Source organism: Marinomonas arctica (assembly GCF_003259225.1).
Classification (GTDB): domain Bacteria; phylum Pseudomonadota; class Gammaproteobacteria; order Pseudomonadales; family Marinomonadaceae; genus Marinomonas; species Marinomonas arctica.
Map to the genome: position 1 here is coordinate 83,572 of NZ_QHJF01000002.1, position 25,984 is coordinate 109,555.

A 25,984-nucleotide genomic window follows, 5' to 3' on the forward strand; every position below is an offset into this window, starting at 1 on the left:
AATGAATTTCTAACGATAGGTTGTCGAATGCCAGACACTCAACAGTCACGTCTCAAAGAGCTGATCACCAAGGGTAAAGAACAAGGTTACTTAACTTTTGCTGAAGTTAACGACCACCTCCCTGATGACCTTTCAGACCCGGAGCAAGTAGAAGAAATCATTGCCATGATCAACGACATGGGCATTACGGTTTCCGAAGTTGCACCCGATAAAGATAGCCTTCTCATGGAAGAAGGTGATGCGACCGATGAAGCCGCCGCGGAAGAAGCCGCTGCCGCTTTGGCCGCAGTAGAAGGTGATATTACTAGAACCACTGACCCAGTCCGTATGTACATGCGTGAAATGGGTACGGTCGAACTATTGACTCGTGCCGGCGAGATTGCCATCGCAAAACGTATCGAAGAAGGTACTCGTGAAGTCATGGCTGCTATCTCCTACTTCCCTGGTGCGGTAGATGTATTGCTCGACGCCTACTCAAAAGTACAGGAAGAAGAAGGCCGCCTAAGCGATATCTTTAGTGGCTTTATCGATGGCGACGGTGAAGAACCTATTTTCGAAGACACCGTTAACGATGAGCCATTAATCGATGAAGATACGGTCGATAGTGACGAAGACGATGATGATTCAGAGACCACCGAAGAAGAAACGGATAACGGTCCTGACCCTGAAGAAACGGCATTACGCTTCAACGATATCACGCGCATTTACAATGAATTAAAAGTGCTATTGGAAACACGCGACAGACAAGACCCTGACGTGAAAAATAAGCAAGAAGAGCTAAGCATTAGTTTTGCTCCTATTAAGCTTGTTCCAAAAATGTTTGATGAGCTGATCGATCGCGTACGTACACGTATGGAAAAAATCCGCGACCAAGAACGCCTTATCATGCAAGTGTGTGTGCGCAAATCTGGCATGCCAAGAACCGAATTTTTAAAACGTTTTCCAAGCAATGAAACCAATCCTGATTGGCTGAAAGAACAAATTGCTTCTGGTGCCGATTACGCCGCCGCACTGGAAGAAAACGAAGCTGAGTTTATGCGCAGTCAGCGTAAACTACGCGCTGTTTCTAAAGAAACAGGTTTAACCATTGCAGAACTAAAAGAAATTAATCGTCGCATTTCAATCGGTGAAACTCGTGCTCGCCGTGCGAAAAAAGAAATGGTTGAGGCCAACTTACGCTTGGTTATTTCTATTGCGAAAAAATACACTAACCGTGGCTTACAATTCTTGGATCTTATTCAAGAAGGCAACATCGGTCTAATGAAAGCAGTGGATAAATTTGAATACCGCCGTGGTTATAAGTTCTCAACTTATGCCACTTGGTGGATTCGTCAAGCAATCACTCGCTCCATTGCCGACCAAGCTCGCACTATCCGTATTCCTGTACATATGATTGAAACGATTAATAAACTAAATCGTATTTCTCGTCAGATGCTACAAGAAATGGGACGTGAAGCAACGCCTGAAGAATTGGCTGCTCGCATGGACATGCCTGAAGACAAAATTCGCAAAGTATTGAAGATCGCTAAAGAGCCGATTTCGATGGAAACCCCGATCGGTGATGATGAAGACTCTCACTTAGGTGACTTCATTGAAGACGATGGTGCGGAATCCCCTATTGATATCGCAACAATAGAAGGTTTGCGCGAATCAACCACTATGGTACTTGCTGGTTTAACGGCACGTGAGGCCAAAGTGTTGCGCATGCGCTTCGGTATCGACATGAACACTGATCACACTCTTGAAGAGGTCGGTAAGCAGTTTGACGTGACGCGTGAACGTATCCGTCAAATCGAAGCCAAGGCACTGCGTAAGCTACGTCATCCTAGCCGCTCAGAGCATCTAAGAAGCTTCTTAGACGATTGATATCAGTCGAACACAAAAAAACCGCTGCCATAAACAGCGGTTTTTTTATAACTAAAAATTGCTAAAAAAGCCTATTAGAACAAGCATAAGCAACAAAACTGTCATACACTCTAATTAGAGTATGGATAAAGACAGTGAGGTTCAACTTGCCAAAAAACCATAATCGTCATCATTTCAATACAATGCTCCAGCCTACTTTGGCGAATCAAGCTGCCAATCAGACAACGCTTACTAAATTACGGTTCACCCTGTTACTTTTCACTAAACTAAACATTCACCTCTTCAGTCATTATCTAAGCACTATGCGTTTCGTTCGTTTCTTCCCTATTCAAAAGCAAGCTTCATGTTCATTGCAGGAGTAATATTCTATGGAAAAAATCTACGTTCTCGACACAAATGTGCTATTGCACGATCCATTGGCAATTTATGCTTTTGCCGAACACAAAGTCGTCATTCCTATGACTGTCCTAGAAGAATTGGATGTTATCAAAGATAGGAGAGACAAAGACGTTAGTAGAGAAGCTCGAGTAGCGATCAACACCATCGACAAAATAGTGGGTGATGCCTCTCCCCGAGACCTACAAGCCGGCGTCCCAATACGCATTATCAGTAATGAAACAGATCAGGAGCAACCTAAACGCGTCGAAGGCTCTTTGGCCATTTATCCAGACCAACAAATCACCCTAACCGATAATATCCCATTTTTAAATGGCAACCATGATCACGCCAATGATAATCGCATCATCAATGTTGGCTTAAGCTTACAAGCAACGCACCCTCGCTCCTCTGTTTGCCTTGTAACAAAAGACATCAACATGCGCATCAAGGCAAAAGGCTCGGGACTAGAACGCGTAGAAGACTATCGTAAGGATAAGGTTCTTGACGATCTGGACCTAATGAGTAAGGGTTATATTCAGTTTGCAGGCAGTTTCTGGTCAACCATTGAAAGCGTTAAAACAGAAGCTCACGGCCGTCACACAGTTCATGTTATTAATAAAAGCCATTTACCTAATATCTATTTCAATATGTTTGTCATTGATGATGAAGACTTCATTGGCTTTGTGGTCAACCTGGACCAAGAACACGTCTACCTGCTCGATATCAATAAACAGCACCTGATGAATCAAAACTTCTGGGGCATTGTCCCCCGCAATCTAGAGCAAGCCATGGCGTTTTACTTATTACGTCATGACAACTCAGATCTCATGGTAATGACAGGGCCAGCTGGCTCAGGAAAAACACTGTTAGCCCTAGCGTATGGACTGCAAGTCACTATGGAGGAAAAACGCTTTAATAAAATTATCGTTGCTAGATCTACGCCTCCGATGGCGGAAGACATTGGTTTCCTACCTGGAACAGAAGAGGAAAAAATGGCACCATGGTTAGCAGCTTTTGACGATAACTTAGAAATTTTGCATGGCGCTGACGAACACTCTTTTAGCAGCATTGACTACGTTAAACAAAAAGCCAACATTCAATTCAAGTCTTTGAACTTTATGCGTGGCCGCTCATTTAATAATGCTTTGATCATCATCGACGAAGCACAAGGGCTCACACAATTCCAGCTCAAGTCCATCGTGACACGAGTTGGCAGCAATTCGAAAATCATTGTACTGGGCAATTTGGCACAAATTGATAACAAGTACATCACCCCACTAACCTCAGGATTAACTTACCTAGTGGAGAAAACAAAATCCTTTAAATACGCCAGCATCATGCACGTCAATGGCATAGAAAGAAGCCGACTTGCCGAATTTGCTGAAGAGAATTTATGAGTATTTAGATCGAAAAAAGGGGAAGAACAAACGTTCTTCCCCTTTTCATATTGCTACCAGCGATTAAATCACTCAGAACCTAAGCAACGGATTTCGCCAACTCGGTAATCTCATCCCACTTACCGGCACGCACTAAATCTGTTGGTACAATCCAAGAACCACCCACACATAGCACATTTGGCAAGGCTAGATATTCACGGAAGTTATCCGCACCAATACCACCCGTCGGGCAAAACTTAATCTGTGGCAATGGACCACCAAATGCTTTCAGCGCTTTAACACCGCCATTCACTTCAGCAGGGAAGAACTTAAAACGGTCATAGCCGTATTCCATACCAAGCAAAATATCAGAAATAGTCGCTACGGCTGGCAAATAAGGCACATCGAACTCTTTGCCCACCGCCAATAGATCAGGCGTCATCCCTGGGCTAATAATAAACTGAGAGCCCGCTTCAATGGCTTGAATATATTGCGCGCGAGAACACACCGTTCCGGCACCAACAATCGCCTCAGGTACTTCCTTACGAAGTGCCGTAATGGCCTCTAGGGCAGCTGGCGTACGCAAGGTTACCTCTAAAACAGGCACACCACCGGCGACAAGTGCTTTACCTAACGCGACCGCTTGCTCAACACTATCAACAACGATGACAGGAACAACAGAAGTGGCTGTCATTACCTGTTCAGCAGTATATGAAGTAGTCATTTTATTTTCCTTTTATTAAGACTTAATAATCATGCCAATTACGACCGTCTTTGATCGGTAATGCCATTGATGCAGCAGGCCCCCAAGAACCGGAAGCGTATTCTTTTGGACGCTCACTGGTTTGGTTCCATGCAGACATAATACCGTCTACCCATTTCCAAGCCGCCTCTACTTCATCGTAGCGCATAAACAACGTCGCATCGTTGCGCATCACATCAAGCAGCAATCGCTCATACGCTTCCGGACTACGCTTATCATTAAAGGCTTCCGTCAGACTCAAGTTCAAATCAACAGGCTGAAGAACCATGCCTTCGCTCACACCTGGAACTTTGTTCATTACCGTTAAAGAGATTTTCTCTTCTGGCTGAAGGCGAATGATCAACTGATTACGTTGCAGTTGACGATTACTTTCATCACTAAAGATACTGTGTGGCACGGCTTTGTATTGAATAACAATTTCAGAATAACGCTGACCTAAACGTTTACCCGTTCTAAGGTAAAAAGGCACGCCAGCCCAACGCCAGTTATCAATATCCGCGCGCAAAGCAACAAAGGTTTCCGTTCGTGAGTCAGGATTACTGCCTTCTTCATCGAAATACCCTTTTACATCTTTGCCTTTAATCATGCCCTTCGCATATTGACCGCGAACGGTTTTGGTATAGGCATTTGCTCCAGCAATAGGACGCAAAGCTTTCAACACCTTGATTTTTTCATCGCGTACTGAGTCAGCATCCATTCGGCCTGGTGGCTCCATCGCAACCAAGCACAATAACTGGATTAAGTGGTTTTGCACCATGTCGCGCATAGCACCGGCATTATCGTAATAACCCCAACGCCCTTCTACACCCACCGTCTCGGAAACAGTAATCTGCACATTATCAATATGCGCACTGTCCCATAATGGTTCAAACAAGGTATTACCAAAGCGAATAGCCAATAAATTTTGCACTGTCTCTTTGCCAAGATAGTGATCGATACGGAAGGCTTGCTGCTCATTGAAGTTCTTCATCACTTCGTCGTTAATTGCACGGGAAGATGCCAGATCTCGACCAAGCGGCTTTTCTAAAACAACACGCATACGGTCCGCATTCAATCCATGGGCCGCTAGCGAAGAACAAATCGAGCCAAATAGGTCAGGCGACGTCGCAAGGTAAAACACAACATCACGGTTATCGCCGCCCACTTGATGATCATTTAAGCGCGAAAAATCAGACGCTTCTTGTGCATCAACAGACACATAACTCAAACGCTCTTTAAAGCGCGGCCATGTTTTTTCATCCCCAACACTAGAAGGCACAAATTCATCAAGCGCTGCTCGAATTTTTGTCTGATATTCCTCAGTACTCACTTCTCGTCTCGAAGCACCAATAATACGCGTCGTCGGAGCAAGCAAACCATCCATATCCAAATGGTACAAAGCAGGCAACAACTTGCGCATTGCAAGATCACCGCCGCCACCGAAAATTACAACATCACAGGCTTTTAAACTGGCCTTCATATATTCTTTCTCCAACTATTTAGGCTTTCGACACAAGATAGGACGCATAACAAGCACATCCCATCAGCCCTGGGTATTCCGACATTACGACAAACGTCGGAATAGGTGAGACAAATTCTTTCATGCGCCCTTTATCTTGCATGGCATCACGAAAACCGCTCTTAAGGATTTCATTGAGATAACGAGGCACTATCCCTCCGGCAATATAGACACCGCCACGGGACTCAACCGACAGTACAAGATCACCAATCACGCGCCCAAGAAACACAAAAAACTGCTCTAAAGCGGCGCTGGCAATTGGGTCATTTCCTTGCTTTAGCGCTTCACCAATTTCGGGGGCTGTTAATCGTCTTTCAATGCCTTCTCGTTGTGCCATAGCCTCGTATATATTTTCAAGGCCCATTCCAGACAACACACGCTCAGCCGACACGCGTTTATGACGAGTACGTAAGAACTTTAAAATGTCGTCTTCAAGGTCGTTGCAAGCGGACAAATCCACATGCCCACCTTCCCCCGGCAACACCATATTAGGGCCGTTATCTTGAGGCACAACACAAGAAATGCCTAATCCAGTTCCCGCTCCTACGACCCAACATGGTGCTTTTGGATCTACTGTGGCGTGTTCACCCAATACCACCATATCGCTTTTAGGTAGAACCTCTAAGCTATAACCCACGGCATCAAAGTCATTAAGCAAGGCAACAGGTTTATCGTCACCAAAATAAGATTGCACTTCGGCACGAGTAAAGTGCCAAGGATTATTAGAAAAGCGAATGACAGCTTGATTGACAGGACCTGCGATGGCAAGAACGACAGCATCAATATTTTCCATATCGACACTACAATGCTCTATATAATCGGCCGCAGCGTCGAAAAAATTCGCATAATTCTTACAAGGGAGCACTCTAATTTCAAGAGGCTCATACTGATGGATGGGAACCAAGGCAAAGCGCGCATTCGTTCCACCAAGATCGGCGATTAAAGCATGGGACATAGACGAACCCTATTTAATTTTTTTGAAATTTTACAACAAAATTGAGGGGAAAAATACCGCAACTCTGAAAAAACAGCCGCTAAAATGTAATAAAATTACAATCCTATCTTAGCCTGTTTAAAAATTTAAATACCTTAGTCGGTACTAATCTTTTACGGTTATTTTTATAATCATAAAGACGCTCATCCGCTACTTTTAGCAGATGTTTGTAGTTGCTTGGCCTATCAGACATCACACTAGCACCACCATAACTGATCGTAATCGGCACAAGATTCGATTTATACCTTAATGGATTAGATTGAAGGTATTCCTGAATGGACTCAGCGACCATAATGGATTGCTCATAACTTTTACCCGGCATCACAAACACAAATTCATCGCCAGCAAAACGGAATGCCAAACCCTGCTTATGAACATATTTTAACAAACGCTTGGCAATGTATTCTAACACCTCATCGCCACAGTTATGTCCCAAGGTATCATTGATCGACTTAAACGCATCGCAATCAATAAATACAACCGTCAAATCACGCTCTTGCGACTTAGAGCGAGCGAATTCACGCTCCAACATCAACTCAAGCTGCCGACGATTTAATAGACCGGTTAACGGATCTCGAGTGGCTAAGTACTCAAGCTTTTCTCTTGCCGTCACGTTACTAAGACAAATTGAAATCTTGATGGCAAGCTGATCAAGCAAAAAAGTATCTTTGGTCATCGCATCATAACGCGTACTGTCCGAGTCGGCCTGACAAAACAGACCAACTAACTCACCGTCAATCGTCAGCGGAGAAATCGCCACAGAGGAAATAATATCACGATAAACGGTCGGAATGATCTCCCAGCAACGACCCAAGTTCGTATTCACCAGCACCGTTTTATTACTGGATTTAATAATATCAATCATAGATCGACGTCTAGTGAACAAGACCCGATCGCGTAAATCTGGCATTTTCTCTAGACTTTCTATGAGATGGGACAAAGGCGCTTCATTGATTAAGTTTACCCATACATAGGGGACATTAAATTGCTTTTGCACTTCTTTTGTTAACGTAGAAACAAACTGGTCACAACGACCAATCGAAAGAATACAACGCTCTATCTCAAAGAACTTGCGTGCAATCTCTTCATTGCGTCTAACATTGTCGATCAGTTCGTTAATATCATGCATGTACTATGCCCCACCGCACCAACAGTAAGCGGTCCACTTCTCTGAATAGAAAGCAGCAGATCCTAAAAACATTATTGATCTGCAATGCATTATAGTACGATGCTTACACAATTTGAGCTATACGTTGAAGAAAATTTGCCATCTAAACGGCATAAAAAAAACCCCCATCAAACATCCTCCACAGACAAGCTCTTCGTTATTTCAATTAATCCTTTGTTTTCTTAAGAAAAATCACTCTGTGCCGATAGCGTATCGTAACGAATTTAATAGGCATATAAATGAATATAAGAGACATTGTTGAAACACAGGTAACCCAAAGCAGTCGAGCGGGACAACCGGTTTCTGGCAATGCAAATTTTGCCTTATTAATGAGTCTATTCAGCCAACCAGGTCCGTCACTGATTGATACGGCTGACAAGTTGAGCCAACATCAACCCCATGCAATAACGCGTCCAATGCAATTTTCACAGAGCATTGGAGAAAATCCCATTGCCAACATAGCCTTACTAAAAGCATTGAGCTTCGAGCCTTTAGCAGAAGGTCCAGCTTACCAATACGACGCCGTAGAAAGTCTAGAAAGACAACTCCATACTCGCTTCTAAGACGCGCCTCCAACAGACAGAGAACAGAGACCAAAAAGAGCACTCCACTGCTGGGCATGCCCCTGAGACGCCCGTTGATAATGCTGCCAACGGCTGTCTGAAGCGACTAATGAGAACTGATGAGAGAAGACACGCATGTCGTTACTCAATGGTGCACTTAGCTCAAACAGCTTATTTAAAAGTGGTAAAACCTGATAAGCGCTACGATTAATGCGCCCCATATAAGGCTGGACGATCTTGACATAATGCGTTTCAAATTGCTGTTTAAGGTACCCAATTGGCGCACCACACATTTGTTGATCAAGCGCTGCCATCTCAGCGGTTACACGATCTAAATAATCCGTTATTCGAACTGTTGTGTATAACAACCTACCGGCATATTCACTGTCCATCAGTGTCTTTAGATCACCCTCGAAAACGTTTGCATCAACAACAGGTAAGCGATCAAGATTCTCACCTATGACAACCAATCGATTCAGAGCGTTCATTAATTCTTGTTGATCTGCTGTTGAGGAATTTAGCGGTAAATAACCATTGGATAAGCTGAAAAAAGCCTCACTTTCCGCACCATTAAAAAGCGCATTCCCAAACGCCATCGGCAATTCAAGGCGTTTCTGTTGTGCTATATGATGCAACTCCTCGGCCAAAGTGTCGTTCTTAATATCACACGATTCAATGGCTCGAATGATGTCCAGCTCGTATAAAAACCGCTGACTGTCAGGCATCACCTTACCCAAAATGCTGTTTTTTCTTCCCGCTACAAGACCAACATCACATTGCTGCAAGGACAAATAATCCAATAATCCAATATCAAATTGCGTTAGACCTTGTTGACGATGACGGGAAGACGGCAAGCTTGCTGGCATTAGGATTGCAGGAGAAGACACCGACATATACTGCGAGCGATTTAAACCAGCTGCATATTGAGATAAAACGTCCTCGCCCTGAAAACGCGTATCACAACCACTCACTCCTGCGAGTATAATGCCGCTTAACAGAATCATTGAAATAAAGGTTTTTACTAACATGAATAAACTACTCATCCAAAAACGAGAAGAAATATCGGAGACACGTGTTGCCAAAATGGTGTTTCCAGCCACAACAAACCATTACGATACCTTATTTGGTGGCATCGCCCTACAGTGGATGGATGAAGTCGCCTATATCGCTGCCACTCGTTTTGCCAGAAAAACCATGGTCACCATTTCAACAGAACAGGTTGACTTTAAACAACCCATCCCATCAGGTATTTTAGTCGAGCTCATTGCTCGCGTCGTTCATGTTGGACGAACGTCGCTAAAAGTAGAAGTGTCTATTTTTCTAGAACAACTCGACAGCGACAAACGCACAAAAGCAGTCACGGGGCATTTCAACTTTGTTGCTGTGGATAGCAACAAAAAACCAACCCCCATTTTCGATGAAGAAATAATGTCTTAGCCATCATCAAAAACACAGTGAGTCCACATGGCGACATCACTGTGTTTTTATGGCTTATTTTGCGTGTCGCTTAGCAATTTCAGCCGCGAGTTCATCAAAGCTTTTTTCAGCTTCAAGCTTTTGAAACAATGCCGCTTCATTTCGCATTGAAGAACGTAAAATGCTTTCCGCAACACCTTGCGCCTGCGTAGGATCTAAACCCACAAGCACCACTAAACCACCAGACGGGGTAGGCATTTGACGGATGATTTTTGAACCAATCAACTGCTGTTCAGTAATTTGTTTGGTAACAACACTGTTAACACGATCTACGGTTTCTGAATCACCCGCCCCCGTTGTTTCAACATATTGCTTAACCATGTTTTGCAAATCAACACTCAGCACTTGCGCCAACTCAACACGTGCTGCTGTCGCTGCCATCTGCTTCATATAATTCACACCCGCCGCGGATTTTTCACTGTAGCCAGCCGCGGATAAAATAACCCCATCCACAGGTGCACCACACACCCAATCAGGCGCAGGTTGGTTAGAGCCATCAGCAAAAACACAATCAGGGATGGCAGAAACAGGCGTATTCACGGCATCTTTACTGCATGCCGCCAATACAAGACTCGCCGCGATTAACCCTACCACTTTAAACGTCATGATCTTTTTCCTTTACTCTAGCTAAGACAATCAGAACTTTAAGCTCTACCAGCCTAAGTGCAATGCACAAAAGCACAATCAACAAAAGTGCAATGCTGTCATTTTAGCCTATTCATACCATTAAAAACAAAAAAAGGCGCTAATAAATAGCACCCTTTTTAATTTATCCGTCACACAAAATTATTCAGTGTAAGCGGCTTTCTCTTCTTCAGTAACGTCTTTCATAGACAGTTTGATACGACCACGAGCATCAACATCTAGCACTTTAACGATGACATCTTGACCTTCTGAAAGGAAGTCGGTTACCGCACGAATACGCTCTTCAGCGATTTGAGAGATGTGAACCAAGCCGTCTTTACCAGGTAAAATGTTAACAAAAGCACCAAACTCCGCTAAGCGAACCACTTTACCTTTGTAAAGCTTGTCTACTTCCGCTTCAGCGGTGATTTCATGAATCTTCAGCAAAGCGGCGTCAGAAGACGCTTTGTCTGCAGCGTAAATACGCACAGTACCGTCGTCGTCTAGATCGATAGAAGCGCCTGTTTGTTCCGTGATAGAACGAATAGTCGCGCCACCTTTACCGATAACGTCACGAATTTTCTCTGGATCAATTTTGATCGTCGCCATAGATGGCGCATTTGGAGACACTTCAGGACGAGCGTAACCGATAACTTTCGCCATTTCACGAAGGATATGAGTACGAGCTTCAAGCGCTTGGCTTAAGGCGATATCCATAATTTCTTCGTTGATGCCTTCGATTTTGATGTCCATTTGAAGCGCTGTGATACCTTCTGCGGTACCCGCTACTTTAAAGTCCATATCACCAAGGTGATCTTCGTCACCCAAGATATCCGTTAGTACTGCAAAGCCGTCGTCTTCTTTGATAAGACCCATGGCGATACCTGCCACTGGCGCTTTCAAAGGAACACCAGCGTCCATCATAGACAAAGACGCACCACATACAGACGCCATAGAGCTTGAACCGTTAGATTCAGTGATCTCAGACACGATACGAATGGTGTATGGGAATTCATCTTCAGAAGGCAATACTGCTTGAACACCACGACGAGCTAGACGACCGTGACCAATCTCACGACGACCAACGCCACCCATGCGACCACACTCACCTACAGAGTAAGGAGGGAAGTTATAATGAAGCATGAAGCTGTCTTTGCTTTCGCCAGTCAAACCATCCGTCATTTGTGAATCACGGCTCGTACCTAATGTACAGGTTGCAATCGCTTGTGTTTCACCGCGCGTAAACAAAGCTGAACCGTGAGTTTTGCTTAACAGACCCACTTCAACACTGATTGGGCGAACCGTTTTATTGTCACGGCCATCGATACGTGGTTTACCGTCGATAACACGACGACGTACAATGCGTTTTTCTAGTTTAGAGAAAGCGCCCGTTACGTCCGCTTCAGAAAACTCACCGCCTTCAGTTACTAAGGCAGCAACAGCAGCATCACGAACAACGCCTAGTTGAGCGTAACGAGCCATTTTCTCACTGATGCCATACGCTTCTTCGATTTGAGCCGCGTAGCCAGACTTAAGTGCATCAGTCAAAGACACATTTGCCGCTTCCGCTGTCCAATCCCAACGAGGCTTAGCGCACTCAGCTGCGAATTCAGTGATAGCAGAAATAGCTGCTTGCATTTCTTTGTGTGCGTAAAGAACCGCACCTAACATTTCGTCTTCCGTTAGTTCTTGCGCTTCAGATTCCACCATCAACACGGCATCTTTTGTACCCGCTACCACCATGTCTAGCAAAGAACCTTCTAGATCAGAGTAACTTGGGTTAAGCACGTAGCCAGACTCATCGTTGAAACCAACACGAGCTGCACCGATAGGACCATTGAATGGGATACCAGAAATTGTTAATGCTGCAGACGTTGCAATCATTGCAGCGATATCGGCGTCTAGGTTAGTGTTCGTAGACATAACCGTACAAACAACCTGAACTTCGTTCATGAACCCTTTAGGGAACAATGGGCGAATTGGACGATCGATCAAACGAGACGTCAGTGTTTCTTTTTCAGAAGGGCGACCTTCGCGCTTTAAAAAGCCACCAGGGATTTTACCAACCGCATAAGCTCGCTCTTGATAATGCACAGACAATGGGAAAAAGTTTTGACCAGGTGTCGCTGTTTTTGCACCAACAACCGTCGCTAGCACTTGCGCATCACCAATTGTACAAAGTACAGCGCCCGTTGCTTGACGAGCAATGCGGCCTGTTTCTAGCGTTACGGTATCGTTACCGAACTGGAAAGTTTTTGTCGTAATACTCACGCGTATTCCTTTTATTAAAAAAATTTCTTCTCCCAAAGACCTCTTTTTAAGCCAGTACTCATATGAACTCTTTAACACCTTTCTCTAACGGAAAGAAAAGCACATATGAAGTACAGGCTGTCCCTTGGGAGACCAATAAAAAAAGGGCCATAATAATTTATGGCCCTTTCTCAGTCTTAGCGACGCAGACCTAGTTTTTTGATCAAACTAGTGTAACGAGCTGCATCTTTACGCTTAAGGTAATCCAACAACTTACGACGCTGGTTTACCATGCGGATTAGACCGCGACGAGAATGATGGTCGTGGATATGAGCTTTAAAGTGATCTTGAAGACCTTCGATGTTCTTAGTCAACAATGCTACTTGAACTTCAGGAGAACCCGTGTCACCTTCTGCTACTTGAAACTCTTTTACCAACGCTGCTTTTGATTCTGCAGACAATGCCATAATCTTAATCTCCAAATTAATATGCTATTAAAAGTAAAGGATAGCCGAGCATATTTTCAGTCATCCTAGGCCAGCAAGTTTAGCACTTTTTTTAGCAGAACTCACTGCTATTTATAAAGAGAACTCACTAGTATTTACCAATCGATAAGGACGAATAGACGTTCCTTTTATCTGCCCAAGCCCCAAAAAGCGCTGTGATTGTTCATCATACATTCTGATCACGGTTTCATGCTCTAATGAAACAGGGCTAGAAACGGTCCGCCCAAACATCATATCTAAGGTGTCCGCCTCTGCTAAATCCACTTTTTCAAAGTGTTCTACGGCGGTATCCATTGAAATCAGATGAGAGTCCAACGCCTCGTAACCTTGCTCCGCTATCGCCTCAAATTGTTCTAGGGTCATCATATTTTCAGGCAAATACCCTGCCGTCGAAATACGATGCAAAGAGTGCAGATGTGCGCCACACCCTAACGCTTCGCCAATATCCTCACCAATAGTTCGGATATAAGTACCTTTAGAACACTGAATATCAAGCGTTAACGTATCGTCAGTTCTGGAAACAAGGGTGAGATTTGAAACCGTGACACGTCGACGTTTTCTCTCGATAACAATGCCCTGACGAGCATACTCATAAAGAGGTCGACCTTCATGCTTCAAAGCGGAATACATGGGCGGTATTTGCTCAATGTCACCACGAAACCTATCTAAAATCGCCTCAAGCGAGTCATCCGTCAGGGTAGGAATCAACTCTTCCGTTAACACGTCCCCTTCACGATCGCCCGTTGTGGTTCTTTTACCCAACTGAATGCAAGTCAAATAACGCTTATTTGCATCCAATAGATATTGTGAGAATTTCGTCGCTTCACCAAGACACAGTGGCAACATTCCTGTTGCCAAAGGATCGAGCGCACCAGTATGGCCCGCTTTCGCCGCTTGATAAAGACGGCGAACACGCTGCAATGCCTGGTTTGAACTAAGACCAATCGGCTTGTTCAGTAAAACAATCCCGTCTACCGAACGCCATTTTGCTTTCACCATACGACTTTATTACTCGCCTTAGTTACCGTTTTTCGTCTCATCATCACGAATCGCTTCGTCAATCAGAGCCGACATACGCGAACCATTGACCACACTTTGGTCATAATGAAAGCGCAAATGCGGCATAACACGAAGTTTCACTTCTTGTGCTAAACGACGACGTAAAAAACCTTTTGCGCTGTCAAGAGCCGCTTGGTTCTCTGCCAATACTTCTGGCTGATCGTCTTTACCCAAAACCGTGTAATAAATATCCGCATAGCCTAAATCTTTTGCTACACGCACTTCGTTGACAGTAACCAACCCTAAACGTGGATCTTTTACTTCAAACTGGATCAAGGACGCCAGCTCCTTTTGGAGCTGGTCACCAATCCGACTAGTACGACTAAATTCGCCTGCCATGATCTTGTCCTATTATAACGTACGCGCAACTTCGATGGTTTCAAAAACCTCGATCTTATCGCCTACTTTTACGTCAGTGTAGTTTTTAACACCGATACCACATTCCATGCCTCGGCTAACTTCATTGACCGCATCTTTAAAGCGACGCAGAGATTCAAGCTCACCTTCATAAATAACAACATCATCACGCAATACACGGATCTGTTTGTTACGGTAAACCGTCCCTTCTACCACCATACAGCCAGCAATCAAACCAAACTTAGGCGAACTGAACACATCACGTACTTCGGCCGTACCTTTGATGTCTTCACGAAGATCTGGAGACAACATACCGGACAACGCAGATTTCACATCGTCAATAATGTTATAGATAACACTGTAGTAGCGAAGATCAATACTTTCACGCTCAATGAATTGCTTAGCAGAGTTGTCCGCACGCACGTTGAAACCGAAAATAACCGCATCAGACGCTAGCGCTAACGTTGCATCCGTTTCCGTGATACCACCAACGCCACTAGAGATAACGTTAACTTTCACTTCATCTGTATTCATGTCAGTCAATGATTTAATCAAGGCTTCAAGAGAACCACGAACGTCCGCTTTAATAACAATGTTCAGAGTACGAACTTCGTCTTTGCCCATCTCAGAGAATAAGTTCTCTAATTTAGCAGAATGCTGGCGAGCAAAACGCACTTCACGGTACTTACCTTGACGGAAGTTCGCCACTTCACGCGCCTTACGCTCATCCGCTACAACGATGAACTCTTCACCTGCTTCTGGCGTTCCATCAAGACCAAGAATCTCAACAGGAATAGATGGGCCTGCCGAATCAATCGTCTTACCAGTTTCGTCCAACAATGCACGCACACGACCCATTTGAAGACCAGCCAACACGATGTCGCCTTTCTTCAAAGTACCGTTTTGAACGAGCAAAGTAGCAACAGAACCACGACCACGATCTAAACGAGCCTCAACCACCACACCTTTTGCTGGTGCGCTAGGAACCGCGGTTAATTCAAGTACTTCTGATTGCAACAACACCGCTTCTAGAAGCGCTTCAATACCTTCACCAGACTTAGCCGATACACCGACGAACTGAACGTCACCGCCCCATTCTTCAGGAATAACACCTTGCGCCACTAATTCGTTTTTAACACGATCTAAATCCGCGCCTTCTTTATCGATCTTAGTCATGGCAACGACCATTGGAACACCAGCAGCACGAGCATGCTGAATCGCTTCAATTGTCTGAGGCATCACGCCATCGTCTGCCGCACACACTAGAATAACAATGTCTGTTGCTTTCGCACCACGTGCACGCATAGACGTAAACGCCGCGTGTCCCGGAGTGTCCAAGAAGCTGATCATGCCGTGCGGTGTTTCAACGTGATAAGCGCCGATATGCTGTGTGATGCCACCAGACTCACCCGCAGCAACGCGAGTCGTACGAATATAATCAAGCAGAGACGTTTTACCATGGTCAACATGGCCCATCACAGTAACGACAGGTGCACGCTTGATCGCCTCACCTTCGTAGTCGATGGCTTCGATCATGTCATTTTCAACAGCATTTTCGTCGATTAGCTTAACCGTATGACCCATTTCCTCAACAACAAGCGTTGCTGTATCACGGTCAATGGTTTGGTTAATGGTTGCCATCGCACCCATTTTAAACATGACTTTGATAACTTCTGCGCCTTTCACTGCCATTTTTTCGGCAAGATCTGCCACAGTGATGCTTTCTGGCAAAGCGACTTCATGAATCATTTTAGCCGTTGGCTTTTGGAAACCATGCTCTTGTTTTGCTGGCTTCTTATTTTTACGTCCTAACTTGCCGCGACGAGTGAATTCATCTTCGTCATTAACATTTACGCGTGATGTGCGCTTGTTATCTGGATTAATACGACCACGAGGTTTGTCTTTATCGTTGTCATGTCTCACTGGGCCTTTTTTGCCTTTTGGTGCAACCGACGATTTCTTACTGTCCATTGCTGGTTGAGACATTTTTTTCGCTGCTTTAGGCTGCTTCGGTGATTCCACGGGTTCTGCCGCTCCTATATCGGAAACATACTGCTCCGTATAATTTACCGCGTCAGCATCCGCTACGGCGGCTTTTGCCGCTGCGTCTTGACGCGCTTTTGCTTCGGCTTCAGCTTTTGCTTTGGCCGCCTTCTCTTCTTCAATCTTACGCTCGGCTTCTAGACGAGCCTGCTCTTCAGCTGCCAAACGTTCTTGCTCTTCAGCAAGGCGCTGGGCAAGTAATAACTCTTCTTGCTTTTGAGATTCGCTGTCTGAATCATCACGCTTTACGTACGTGCGTTTTTTCTTCACTGCAATATTAACCGCTTTTCCGCCATCACGCGACAACGTACTTGTTGTCTTTCGTTGCAGAGTAATTCTTTGGCTATTGCCGCTGTCTTCGCCATGCTGACGTTTTAGATAATTCAGTAACGCTTGCTTTTCAACTTCAGAGACTTCTTGACTTGCACTCGTTTGAGGCAGGCCAGCGTCTTTCATCTGAGCTAGTAGCTTATCGACTGGCGTATTAACCAGGTCGGATAATATCTTTACGGTTTGAACTGTCATTAAGTTCCCCCTTATGTACTCAGATTTTATTCAGATTCAGCAAACCAAGGTGCACGAGCTGTCAATATAAGACTCGCCGCGCGCGCTTCTGTCATACCTTCAACATCTAGCAATTCATCAACCGATTGCTCTGCTAGATCTTCCATGGTGATCACTCCCATAGAAGCCAACACTAAAGCAAGATGATTATCCATACCTTCCATTGCTAACAAATCAGCAGCAGGCTTGGCATCATCCAATTGCTCTTCGGCTTGTAGAGCTCGGTTTAACAAGGACTCTTTTGCTCGTGAACGTAATTCATTTACCAAATCTTCATCAAATCCGTCGATGTCTAACATTTCTTCCATAGGGATATAGGCCACTTCTTCTAAAGAAGTGAATCCCTCTTCAACCATCTGAATGGCTAAATCGTCATCAATGTCTAAACCAGAAACAAAAATATCAATGAGTTTTTGTGACTCTTCTTGCTGTTTTGCCTCGGCGTCTTCGCTGGTCATTACATTCAATGACCAACCCGTCAATGTAGAAGCCAAGCGCACGTTTTGACCGTTACGACCAATGGCTTGCGCCAAGTTGTCGCTCTTAACCGCCACATCCATAGAGTGCGCGTCTTCATCAATAACGATAGAATCAACTTCAGCAGGCGCCATAGCGTTAATCACTAATTGAGCAGGGTTATCATCCCAAAGAACGATATCAACACGCTCGCCATTCATTTCATTTGATACTGCTTGAACGCGCGCGCCACGCATACCAACACACGCACCAATTGGATCGATACGACGGTCATTTGTTTTAACGGCAATTTTTGCACGCAATCCAGGATCTCGTGCGGCACCACGGATTTCAATAACTTCTTCTGCAATCTCTGGCACTTCAAGACGAAATAGCTCGATCATGAAAGCGGGGGCATTACGAGAAAGGATTAATTGCGATCCACGATTATCTTCACGAATTTCAAGTAACAACGCACGAATTCGATCATTCATTCTGAAACTTTCACGAGCGATAAGCTGATCTTTCGGCAAGGACGCTTCTGCATTCTCACCTAAATCAATGATCAGGCTATCACGGGTGACTTTTTTCACTTGCCCATGAACAAGCTTGCCTACTTTTTCGGTATACAGCGCAACCATTTTCGCGCGCTCGGCTTCACGTACTTTTTGCACAATAACTTGTTTTGCTGTTTGCGCGGCAATACGGCCAAATGCTTCAGACTCGACTTCTTCTTCGTATATTTCACCGATACCCAAGCCAAGATTTTGCTCTTCAGAATCGTCTATTGTCAGCTCTGAAGCTGGCGCAGAATATTCTTCATCGGCAACAATGTGCCACTGACGGTACGTTTTATAATCACCTGTACGCTGATCAATGGAAACACGAATTAGTGCGTCTTCTTCAAAACGACGCTTGGCAGCACTTGCTAAAGCAATTTCAACGGCTTCGAAAATAACTTGTTTCGGAACATCTTTCTCGTTGGAAACGGCTTCCACTACCAAAAGAATTTCTTTGCTCATCCTTTTAGCCTCTCTTCAAGGTTAATTTTAAAATTGTGGAACAACATTTGCCTTATCAATCAATTCGATAGGCAATAGGTATTCTTCTTGATCTACACGAATAACAATATCTTCGCTTTCGATCCCCATTAGTTGCCCTTTAAACTTACGTCGCCCATCAAAAGGCACTCGTAAACGCAAAGAAACAATAGAACCGATATACGCCTGATACTGAGCCAAACTGAATAAAGGCCGATCTAAACCTGGTGACGATACCTCTAGGCTATATTCCCCAGTAATAGGATCTTCAACATCTAAAATGGAACTTACTTGACGACTTACACGGGCACAATCTTCAACATCGATCCCCTTTTCAGCGTCCGTTTCGATATAAATACGAAGTACGGAATCCTTGCCTAAAGACAAGTACTCCATCCCCCAAAACTCTAACCCCAAACCTTCAACGACTGGTCGAATAAGTTCTTCTAAAATCGTGTATTTTGCTGACAATCGTTTTCTCCGAAAACCAATTTTGTAAAACGCAGAAACAAAAAACGGGCTCAAGGCCCATTTTCATTAAAACATAGTGCACGGTGCAGATAACAAAAAACCCCATATAGGGGTTCTTAGTACTCTACTCAATGAAGCATTGAAAGAGCATCCTTCCAAATAGAAGGCTATCAATCCTGACACCAAATACTAAGAACAAACTGCTGCGGATACCTAAATTAGGAAAACCATGAGAAGAACAACTCGTTAAAGTAACTCTAATCTCAACAAACCAGATTGCTCTGCATCAATATGACGACATCATACACAAAATACGATACCAATTCAATATTGGTGCGGATGGGGGGAATCGAACCCCCACGAGCGTTGCTCACCACCCCCTCAAGATGGCGCGTCTACCAATTCCGCCACATCCGCAAAACGCTTAACCAAACACTACTAACCAAACATCACAGCCACTAAAATTATTCAGTTACCGGAATATCAGATGTTGTGTTTTTGCTATCACCTAAATCAGGCAGACCAACTGTTTCTTCAACTTGAGGCGCTGAAGGAACAAAATCAAGTGCACCAGAAACACTTTTTGCTTGCTCACTCGCATAGTAAGCCAAACCAAAACTAGTCAAAAAGAAAATCAATGCAAAAAGCGCTGTCATCTTTCCAAAAAAACTGCCACCACCTTGACTGCCAAATACAGTCTGGGACGCACCACCACCAAAAGAGGCACCCGCGTCCGCACCTTTACCTTGCTGTAACAAGACCAACGCAATAATGACTACTGCCGCCAGTACATGCAAAACTAAAATAAGTGCTTCCATTAATTAACCTGCTGCTTTTACTATTGCTATAAATTCTTTTGCATCAAGCGATGCACCGCCAACAAGGGCACCATCTACATCAGGCATTTGAAACAAAGCCGAGCTGGTTGATGCCTTAACACTTCCACCATACAAAATCTGCACTTTCTGAGAAACAGATTCTGACGATTGAGCTAAAAACTCTCTGATTGCTTTATGAACTTCTTGTGCCTGCTCTGCACTGGCTGACAAACCGGTGCCTATTGCCCACACAGGTTCGTAGGCTATAACCAAGCCTTCGAACGCAGCAATACCAACAACATCAATGACAGCTTGAATTTGTCGTTCACATACTTCAAGCGTCTTGCCTGCTTCACGTTCTGCCAGCGTCTCTCCGACACATAACATAGGAACCAAGCCAAAATCTAATACTGCCTTTACTTTTGATGCAACTAACGCATCTATCTCACCATAAAGAGAACGTCTCTCAGAGTGACCAAGTAAAACATACTTAACCCCAAAATCACCCAACATGGAAGCGGATACTTCTCCCGTAAAGGCGCCTTTTACTTCTTGACTCACATTTTGAGCCGCTAGCACGATAGCACTGCCAGAAATCAAACTCTCAACTTGAGACAAGTAGGGAAAAGATGGTGCAACAACCACTTCAGAGTTAGAACCTTCCATCTCAAGTAAACCGTTAATCAGTAAGGATATGGACTCTTTTGAGCCATTCATTTTCCAATTACCAGCCACTATCTTTTGACGAATCATATTCTAACCCCTAAATTCGAGGCGCCCATTCTATGGAATGGGCGCTTTAGTTTCAAGTCATTTATTACTATTCAGCTCATAAATTTTGCTTTATGAGCTCGCTTTTGCTGAAACAACAGAATTCACTTCCTCGACCAAATAATCAACAAGCTCATCCACTGTTTGGTCGTCTCGACCTTCTACCATGACACGAATCAAAGGCTCTGTACCCGAAGCCCGAAGCAACACTCGACCAAGACCATTCAAACGCTCATTAGCGACGGCGATGGCTTTCTGCAAAGCAGGCTCTTCATTTGGCACAAAACGCTTAGCGACGCGTATGTTTTTTAATTTTTGTGGAAATTTTACAAGACCGACCAAAAGCTCATCGAGGGACTTACCCTCTTCCACCATGGCACGAAGTACTTGAAGGGCCGCAATAATACCGTCACCAGTCGTCGTAATAGAGCGACAAACAATATGCCCAGAAGGCTCACCACCTAACACCCAGCCATGCTGCATCAGCTTTTCATTCACATATCGATCTCCCACCGCCGCCCGACTAAAACCAATACCCGTTTCGGAGAACGCCAACTCAAGACCAAAATTACTCATCAATGTACCAACAACACCGCCACTAAAACGCCCTGTACGCATTAGATGATTCGCAATGATATAAAGAATATCATCGCCGTCACGAATTTCGCCATGACGATCAACCAAAATCAAACGATCGCCATCCCCATCTAGAGCAATACCGATATCAGCCTCTTCTGCCAAGACATTCTTTCGTAGCAATTCAGGTTTTGTTGCCCCACTAAACTCATTGATATTTAGGCCATCAGGATTGACACCAATAGAGATAACCTCAGCCCCTAGCTCTGAAAACACTCGGGGAGCAACATGGTAAGTGGCGCCGTCAGCACAATCGACGACAATCTTTAGCCCGCTTAATTGCAAACCGATCGGGAACGTGCCTTTACAGTATTCTATGTAACGCCCAGCCGCATCATCAATGCGCTTAGCACGCCCGATAAGACTGGACTCCACCACAACCATCGGCTGCTCAAGAAAATACTCAATGCGCTCTTCTATTTCATCAGAAATCTTCCCACCTTCTGCTGAAAAAAACTTAATACCATTGTCGGTATACGGATTATGGGAAGCACTGATAACAATCCCAGCGCTGGCGCGAAACGTGCGCGTCAGATAGGCAATGGCAGGCGTTGGCATAGGCCCCACTAAACGGACATCCGCACCCGCAGCAACAATACCGGACTCAAGCGCTGACTCAAACATGTAACCAGAGATTCGCGTGTCTTTACCGATTAAGATTTTTTTATCATTTTCTTTAAAAACCTGCCCAGCTGCCCAACCCAGTTTAAGCATAAACTCAGGTGTAATTGGCATAGTTCCAACTTTGCCACGAATGCCATCTGTTCCAAAATACTTACGCATCAAATTTCTCTCTCAATACGAGACATTAGTGCCAACATCTCAACATGCGGCCTAACATCATGAACCCTAAATAGACGAGCACCTTTTGAATAGGCAGAGGCATTTGCCCCCATCGTGCCATACAAACGCTCATCAACTGGTAAATTCAACACATCCCCTATCATGGTTTTTCTCGAAAGACCAATCAGGACCTCAAACCCCATTTCTTTAAACTGAGACGTCCGATTCAGCAAGGATAAATTATGAGACAAGGTTTTTCCAAACCCTATACCAGGGTCCAAAATAAGCCGAGAACGATCAATCCCCACACGCTCACACTCTACCACTCTGGACAATAGATATTGCATCACGTCATCTACGACCGAACCATAATCCGGTTGCTGCTGCATGGTTTGCGGCACCCCTTTCATGTGCATCAAACAAACAGGCAAGACCGTTTCAGCAACAGCTTGCAAGGCACCATCACGCTCAAGGGCACGAACATCATTAATCAGACCTGCCCCTAAGCGGGCGGCCTCTCGAATCACTTGAGTGGTACTGGTATCAACAGAGACTATGATATCAAAGCGTTTCTTTATCGCCTCTATAACAGGTAAGACACGATCCATTTCTTGCTGGATACTGACGGGAACAGCACCGGGGCGAGTTGACTCACCACCGACATCGATAATACTAGCACCTTCGACAATCATTTTTTCAGATTGACGCAGAGCCGCATCAAGGGAATGAAAGACACCGCCATCCGAAAAAGAATCTGGTGTCACATTTAAGATCCCCATTACATGAGGAAGGGACAAGTCTAACGACTTGTCCCCGAACGACATTAACGACATGAAAAATCCATATCAGCAGATTAACAAGGAAAAATCACTCACCCGTAGGTTTAGGAGATACTGTCCCAGTAGAATCATCAAGATTGGACGATTCTTCTTCAGAAGACTCAGTAACGCCATCCTCTTTCACCGCTTTTGCGTCATCACCTTTTGGCGAATTCGCACTAGGGTCTGACCAACCCTCAGGGGCAGAAGGCTTATTACCGTCCATAATTTCTTTAATCTGCTTCGCATCAATGGTTTCATATTGCATCAAGGCTTCCGCCATAACATCTAGCTTAGCGCGGTTCTCTTCTAATATCTGCGTCGCCTTTGCATAGCAACGAGTAATAATATCTTGAACCTCAGCATCAATGATCTTACCCGTTTCCGGTGAGAAGTAATTTGCCTTGCTGCCTGTAGGGCCCGTGATATAACTACCACTATTATCGTCTTCTTCGTAAGCAAATGGGCCTAATTTTTCAGACAAGCCCCATTTAGTCACCATGTTACGAGCTATACTAGTGGCTCGTTCAATATCATTTGAGGCACCTGTAGAGACGCCATCAAAACCATGGATCATCTCTTCTGCTATACGACCACCATACAAACTGCAAACCTGACTTTCAAGACCACGTTTACTGATACTGTATTTGTCTTCTTCTGGCAAATACATAGTGACACCAAGTGCACGACCACGAGGAATAATAGACACTTTGTATACTGGATCATGTTCTGGCATTAGATAACCAATAATAGTATGACCCGCTTCATGATATGCCGTGTTCAGTTTTTCTTTGTCACTCATCACCATGGTTTTGCGCTCTGCGCCCATGAGGATTTTGTCTTTCGCAAGCTCAAGTTGTTCCATGTTCACTAAGCGACGATTAGAACGAGCCGCAAACAACGCTGCCTCGTTAACCAAGTTCGCTAAGTCAGCACCAGAGAAACCAGGCGTACCACGAGCGATGTTTTTTGGCTCAACATCGTCATCACAAGGCACTTTACGCAAATGCACTTTCAAAATCTGCTCACGACCACGAATATCAGGCAAGCCCACTTGCACTTGACGATCGAAACGACCTGGACGCAATAAAGCAGGGTCTAATACGTCAGGACGGTTTGTTGCCGCAATAACAATAATGCCTTCATTACCTTCAAAGCCATCCATTTCAACCAATAGCTGGTTTAACGTTTGCTCACGCTCATCGTTACCGCCGCCCATGCCGGAACCACGATTACGGCCAACCGCATCAATCTCGTCGATAAAGATAATGCATGGCGCATGCTTTTTAGCTTGCTCAAACATGTCACGAACACGAGACGCACCGACACCAACAAACATTTCAACGAAATCAGAGCCTGAAATAGTGAAGAAAGGTACTTTGGCTTCACCAGCAATTGCCTTAGCAAGCAAAGTCTTACCTGTTCCTGGAGGTCCACACATCAGGATACCACGAGGAATTTTTCCGCCTAGGCGCTGAAATTTGCTTGGCTCACGCAAGAAATCAACAAGCTCTTCGGTGTCCTCTTTCGCTTCATCGCAACCTGCGACATCAGCAAAAGTGGTCTTAATTTGATCTTCTGGTAAAAGGCGTGCTTTGGATTTACCAAAAGACATAGGGCCGCCCTTGCCACCAGCGCCACCTTGCATCTGACGCATGAAGAACATAAAAATCGCAAGTATAAGAAGGATTGGGAAACTGGCCACCAATAATTGAGTCCAAATGCTTTGTTGCTCAGGCATGCGCCCCTCAACAACCACATTATTGCTCAATAAATCGTCCATTATCTTTGGATCCGCTGCCGCAGGACGCACGGTATCAAAAGTATCACCGCTCGTTCGGCTGCCGCTAATGGTATAGCCATCCACCACTACTTTTGCTATACGACCATCTTGCACTTCTTTTACGAATTCGGAATAAGAAATCCGGTTCGTATCGGCCGTTGTATTAAAATTGTTAAACACAGTTAGCAGTACAGCAGCTATCACTAACCATAACAGTATATTTTTCAGCATATCGTTCAAGAGCACACCTCTTAAAGGTTATTTTTAATATCTCTGGTAATGATACCAGAACATATCCCATTAACCCTTATATTGTCTTCCTAATAAGTAAACTTCGCGACTTCTTGCTCGCGAGGCATCCGGCTTACGTGTTACAACAGAATCAAATTGAGCCCGCATGGCTTTGAGGTATTCTTCAAACCCCTCCCCCTGAAACACCTTCACTAGAAAATTTCCGCCCGGACGCAGCACTTGAGATGCCATATCCAAAGCAAGTTCTACAAGATACATAGCTTGTGGCTGATCAGTAGAACTGTTCCCACTCATATTGGGGGCCATATCGGAAATTACAAGATCTGCTTTTTCATCTCCGATCTCCCTTAAAATCGCTTCGTATACTTCCTGTTCAGTAAAATCCCCCTGAACAAAACGCACACCCGGCAAAGGCGCCATTTCCAATATATCCGAAGCAACAACCGTTCCCTTATCTCCTACCAATTTCGCCGCCACCTGAGACCAGCCACCTGGCGCTGCACCTAAGTCAACGACACGCATCGTGGGTCGAAACAACTTATCCTTATCGTTTATTTCGATGAGTTTATAACTGGCTCTGGAGCGATAACCATCTTGTTGCGATTTTTTGACATACGGATCGTCAAAATGTTCCTTCATCCAATTATTACTACTTTTTGATCTTGCCACGT

At 44.6% G+C, this 25,984-nt stretch carries 23 protein-coding genes and 1 tRNA gene; 4 read left to right on the forward strand and 20 right to left on the reverse strand.

What is annotated here, in order from left to right; genetic code table 11:
• The first annotated feature begins 27 nt into the window (after positions 1–27).
• Together rpoD and DK187_RS01525 are read left to right on the forward strand one after the other, a co-directional pair.
• A complete protein-coding gene (rpoD, locus tag DK187_RS01520) occupies positions 28–1,866 on the forward strand; it encodes an RNA polymerase sigma factor RpoD (protein ID WP_111605574.1) in 1,839 nt (612 codons plus the stop codon).
• A gap of 368 nt (positions 1,867–2,234) precedes the next feature.
• A complete protein-coding gene (locus DK187_RS01525; protein WP_111605575.1) occupies positions 2,235–3,641 on the forward strand; it encodes a PhoH family protein in 1,407 nt (468 codons plus the stop codon).
• A 79-nt stretch (positions 3,642–3,720) separates the two neighbouring features.
• Here the strand turns inward: DK187_RS01525 and DK187_RS01530 are convergent, their stop codons facing one another.
• The 4 genes from DK187_RS01530 to DK187_RS01545 all read right to left on the reverse strand — a co-directional run bounded on the left by DK187_RS01530 (position 3,721) and on the right by DK187_RS01545 (position 8,004).
• Complete coding sequence (locus DK187_RS01530; RefSeq protein WP_111605576.1) at positions 3,721–4,344, reverse strand: bifunctional 4-hydroxy-2-oxoglutarate aldolase/2-dehydro-3-deoxy-phosphogluconate aldolase; 624 nt, start codon at positions 4,342–4,344, stop codon at positions 3,721–3,723.
• A gap of 22 nt (positions 4,345–4,366) precedes the next feature.
• Complete coding sequence (gene zwf / locus DK187_RS01535; RefSeq protein ID WP_111605577.1) at positions 4,367–5,842, reverse strand: glucose-6-phosphate dehydrogenase; 1,476 nt, start codon at positions 5,840–5,842, stop codon at positions 4,367–4,369.
• Positions 5,843–5,861: 19 nt separating this feature from the next.
• Positions 5,862–6,836 (reverse strand): glucokinase, encoded by a 975-nt coding sequence (gene glk, locus DK187_RS01540; protein WP_111605578.1) that lies wholly within the window; start codon positions 6,834–6,836, stop codon positions 5,862–5,864.
• 103 nt (positions 6,837–6,939) lie between these two features.
• Positions 6,940–8,004, reverse strand: a complete 1,065-nt coding sequence (locus DK187_RS01545) for a GGDEF domain-containing protein (RefSeq protein ID WP_111605579.1) — start codon at positions 8,002–8,004, stop codon at positions 6,940–6,942.
• A gap of 278 nt (positions 8,005–8,282) precedes the next feature.
• Here DK187_RS01545 and DK187_RS01550 point away from each other — a divergent pair, with 278 nt between their 5' ends.
• Complete coding sequence (locus tag DK187_RS01550) at positions 8,283–8,606, forward strand: hypothetical protein (protein WP_111605580.1); 324 nt, start codon at positions 8,283–8,285, stop codon at positions 8,604–8,606.
• Here the strand turns inward: DK187_RS01550 and DK187_RS01555 are convergent.
• On the reverse strand, positions 8,603–9,634 hold the full coding sequence (locus DK187_RS01555; protein ID WP_223232229.1) for a DUF3080 family protein: 1,032 nt from the start codon (positions 9,632–9,634) through the stop codon (positions 8,603–8,605). The genes DK187_RS01550 and DK187_RS01555 overlap by 4 nt on opposite strands.
• Between DK187_RS01555 and DK187_RS01560 the strand changes: the two genes are divergently transcribed.
• Positions 9,633–10,043 carry an acyl-CoA thioesterase gene (locus DK187_RS01560; protein WP_111605581.1) on the forward strand — a complete coding sequence of 137 codons (411 nt, stop codon included), beginning with the start codon at positions 9,633–9,635 and terminating at the stop codon, positions 10,041–10,043. The two genes, DK187_RS01555 and DK187_RS01560, sit on opposite strands and share 2 nt — an antisense overlap.
• A 54-nt stretch (positions 10,044–10,097) precedes the next feature.
• Here the strand turns inward: DK187_RS01560 and DK187_RS01565 are convergent, their stop codons facing one another.
• The 15 genes from DK187_RS01565 to rlmE all read right to left on the reverse strand — a co-directional run bounded on the left by DK187_RS01565 (position 10,098) and on the right by rlmE (position 25,982).
• Complete coding sequence (locus tag DK187_RS01565; protein ID WP_111605582.1) at positions 10,098–10,688, reverse strand: LPP20 family lipoprotein; 591 nt, start codon at positions 10,686–10,688, stop codon at positions 10,098–10,100.
• Positions 10,689–10,868: 180 nt separating this feature from the next.
• Complete coding sequence (gene pnp / locus DK187_RS01570) at positions 10,869–12,977, reverse strand: polyribonucleotide nucleotidyltransferase (protein ID WP_111605583.1); 2,109 nt, start codon at positions 12,975–12,977, stop codon at positions 10,869–10,871.
• 176 nt (positions 12,978–13,153) lie between these two features.
• On the reverse strand, positions 13,154–13,423 hold the full coding sequence (rpsO, locus tag DK187_RS01575; RefSeq protein ID WP_111605584.1) for a 30S ribosomal protein S15: 270 nt from the start codon (positions 13,421–13,423) through the stop codon (positions 13,154–13,156).
• A 111-nt stretch (positions 13,424–13,534) separates the two neighbouring features.
• Positions 13,535–14,461, reverse strand: a complete 927-nt coding sequence (gene truB / locus DK187_RS01580) for a tRNA pseudouridine(55) synthase TruB (protein WP_111605585.1) — start codon at positions 14,459–14,461, stop codon at positions 13,535–13,537.
• 18 nt (positions 14,462–14,479) lie between these two features.
• Positions 14,480–14,860 (reverse strand): 30S ribosome-binding factor RbfA, encoded by a 381-nt coding sequence (gene rbfA / locus DK187_RS01585; protein ID WP_111605586.1) that lies wholly within the window; start codon positions 14,858–14,860, stop codon positions 14,480–14,482.
• 12 nt (positions 14,861–14,872) lie between these two features.
• Positions 14,873–17,446, reverse strand: a complete 2,574-nt coding sequence (gene infB / locus DK187_RS01590; RefSeq protein ID WP_111605587.1) for a translation initiation factor IF-2 — start codon at positions 17,444–17,446, stop codon at positions 14,873–14,875.
• 26 nt (positions 17,447–17,472) lie between these two features.
• Positions 17,473–18,963, reverse strand: a complete 1,491-nt coding sequence (nusA, locus tag DK187_RS01595; protein WP_111605588.1) for a transcription termination factor NusA — start codon at positions 18,961–18,963, stop codon at positions 17,473–17,475.
• A gap of 27 nt (positions 18,964–18,990) precedes the next feature.
• Positions 18,991–19,452, reverse strand: a complete 462-nt coding sequence (gene rimP, locus DK187_RS01600) for a ribosome maturation factor RimP (protein ID WP_111605589.1) — start codon at positions 19,450–19,452, stop codon at positions 18,991–18,993.
• Between the two features lie 331 nt (positions 19,453–19,783).
• Positions 19,784–19,869 (reverse strand) — tRNA-Leu (locus DK187_RS01605).
• A 47-nt stretch (positions 19,870–19,916) separates the two neighbouring features.
• Complete coding sequence (secG, locus tag DK187_RS01610) at positions 19,917–20,270, reverse strand: preprotein translocase subunit SecG (RefSeq protein WP_111605590.1); 354 nt, start codon at positions 20,268–20,270, stop codon at positions 19,917–19,919.
• Positions 20,271–20,273: 3 nt separating this feature from the next.
• The gene (tpiA, locus tag DK187_RS01615) at positions 20,274–21,023 is read right to left on the reverse strand and encodes a triose-phosphate isomerase (RefSeq protein ID WP_111605591.1); all 750 of its coding nucleotides are present in this window, start codon (positions 21,021–21,023) and stop codon (positions 20,274–20,276) included.
• A gap of 90 nt (positions 21,024–21,113) precedes the next feature.
• Positions 21,114–22,460, reverse strand: coding sequence for a phosphoglucosamine mutase (gene glmM, locus DK187_RS01620; RefSeq protein ID WP_111605592.1), 1,347 nt, complete (start codon positions 22,458–22,460; stop codon positions 21,114–21,116).
• A complete protein-coding gene (folP, locus tag DK187_RS01625) occupies positions 22,460–23,293 on the reverse strand; it encodes a dihydropteroate synthase (RefSeq protein WP_111605593.1) in 834 nt (277 codons plus the stop codon). Before folP ends, glmM begins: the two co-directional genes overlap by 1 nt.
• Positions 23,294–23,327: 34 nt before the next feature.
• Positions 23,328–25,301 carry an ATP-dependent zinc metalloprotease FtsH gene (ftsH, locus tag DK187_RS01630; protein WP_111605594.1) on the reverse strand — a complete coding sequence of 658 codons (1,974 nt, stop codon included), beginning with the start codon at positions 25,299–25,301 and terminating at the stop codon, positions 23,328–23,330.
• Positions 25,302–25,361: 60 nt separating this feature from the next.
• A complete protein-coding gene (rlmE, locus tag DK187_RS01635; RefSeq protein WP_111605595.1) occupies positions 25,362–25,982 on the reverse strand; it encodes a 23S rRNA (uridine(2552)-2'-O)-methyltransferase RlmE in 621 nt (206 codons plus the stop codon).
• Positions 25,983–25,984 lie beyond the last annotated feature (2 nt).